This is a genomic window from Pseudomonas taiwanensis, assembly GCF_013393345.1.
GTDB classification, from domain to species: domain Bacteria; phylum Pseudomonadota; class Gammaproteobacteria; order Pseudomonadales; family Pseudomonadaceae; genus Metapseudomonas; species Metapseudomonas resinovorans_C.
The window spans coordinates 1-1,705 of the sequence record NZ_QJRF01000041.1 but is presented as its reverse complement, the minus strand read 5'-3'; the positions used below and the strand labels follow the sequence as shown (position 1 = coordinate 1,705).

The 1,705-nt window shown below is 44.2% G+C and carries 2 protein-coding genes and 1 pseudogene; all 3 read right to left on the bottom strand.

Annotation, left to right across the window (positions count from 1 at the left end; genetic code table 11):
• The coding region (locus DM872_RS07665) for a transposase (RefSeq protein ID WP_179058918.1) at positions 1–183 on the bottom strand (183 nt) is incomplete at its 3' end.
• 788 nt (positions 184–971) lie between these two features.
• The gene (locus DM872_RS07660) at positions 972–1,298 is read right to left on the bottom strand and encodes a hypothetical protein (protein ID WP_179058917.1); all 327 of its coding nucleotides are present in this window, start codon (positions 1,296–1,298) and stop codon (positions 972–974) included.
• A 152-nt stretch (positions 1,299–1,450) separates the two neighbouring features.
• A pseudogene (locus tag DM872_RS07655) lies at positions 1,451–1,633 on the bottom strand (transposase); the annotation flags it as partial.
• Positions 1,634–1,705: the final 72 nt, after the last annotated feature.

Here is a 1,705-nt window from a genome sequence, read left to right as displayed (position 1 = left end):
CACATGATTGGTCATCAGGCAGTACGCATACACCTTCACCCCAAAGGCACCCTTCAACTCACGTAGGTCGGCCAGGTAACGTTCGAAATACGCATTCTCGGCAAAAACAACCTGTCGGTTATGGCCACGTTGAACGATGTGATGTGGATAATTTGGCAACAGAACCCGCCCCACCCTGGGCATGGCTTCTCCCTCCATGAAGACCTAGAACGTGTTCTCTATTTCCAAAGGATTAGAGTAGGAAAAATAGATCAGTCCCCTTTTCTAGAGAAGGCCAGAAAAGTGCATAGTTTTTGTCTGCTCAGCGAGCAAATCGAGCATCAACTCGAAAAAGGGACAGATTTATTTATCTACTCAAACCCGCCCCACCCTGGGCATGGTTTCTTCCACCTTGAAAAACTTAAACCACTCTCCCCTCTTTAGAATTAGAGTAGGGAAAATAAATCTGCCCCCTTTTTCTTATAGGGTAAAACGGCCTCCTGTATTTCAAGAAACTCGCTCACCCCCTTAGACATAAACCTATTCACAAGGATAACTATAATGACTGCCCCGGTTACAAAAACACCTCCACGCAACGCATCAGCTACAGACAACCGAACTATATTGATCAATTCTACTGCCTCACCTCGAAGCAGCATTGTGATCACCACACTAAGTACACAAGCGACTAGAACTGAAAAAACAGAGGCCATAAAAAAAAGCCCGGAAAACATTACCCAAAACAAGACACCTCTCTTTTTAATTCCCAACCTTGCCCACTCCCTCAGAGACCTTATCACTAGCAGCTTCGGAAACAATTCCACCCATTACATTACCCGCCGCTTCCTTGACTTGGTTAAACAAACAGAAAAAGGGGGCAGATTTATTTTCTGCACTCTAATCTCACCCCGTAAGTCAGGTTTAGAATAGAAAAATAAATCTGCCCCCTTTTTCTGAATTAGAGTAGGAAAGATAAATTTTCCCTTTTTCTGCTATTCATCATGAGGCCACTCCTGACCTTCTTTGAACTTCCCATACCAATACTCCCTAGAGCTAATGTCATCGCGCTCAAACTGGTATACAAAAATATCAAGCCTGTCAGGCAGGCTGAATTCATATTTATATTTAGCAACTGCCAACTTGTTCTGAATAGCATACAGCGCATCAAAGCAATCCTGCGCTTGATCAAAAGACCTACAAGGAATCTCTTTAATTAGCTCAGTACATTTTGACTCATAAGCGCTCAGGCAGTGCCGAACGGCAAGAGTGCTACTTTTATAGCGCTCTAGCTCATCCTGCAATATTTCCCAAATATCCATCACTTAGACCTTACGGTTGAATATGACCAACCTGTCCAGTTGAGGGGTTGTAGATCATCCAAAAAAGGGGACAGATTTATTTTCTTTACTCTAATCTCACCCCGTGAGTCAGATTTAGAGCAGGAAAAATAAATCTGTCCCCTTTTCCCATCCACATGATTGGTCATCAGGCAGTACGCATACACCTTCACCCCAAAGGCACCCTTCAACTCACGTAGGTCGGCCAGGTAACGTTCGAAATACGCATTCTCGGCAAAAACAACCTGTCGGTTATGGCCACGTTGAACGATGTGATGTGGATAATTTGGCAACAGAACCCGCCCCACCCTGGGCATGGCTTCTCCCTCCATGAAGACCTAGAACGTGTTCTCTATTTCCAAAGGATTAGAGTAGGAAAAATAGATCAG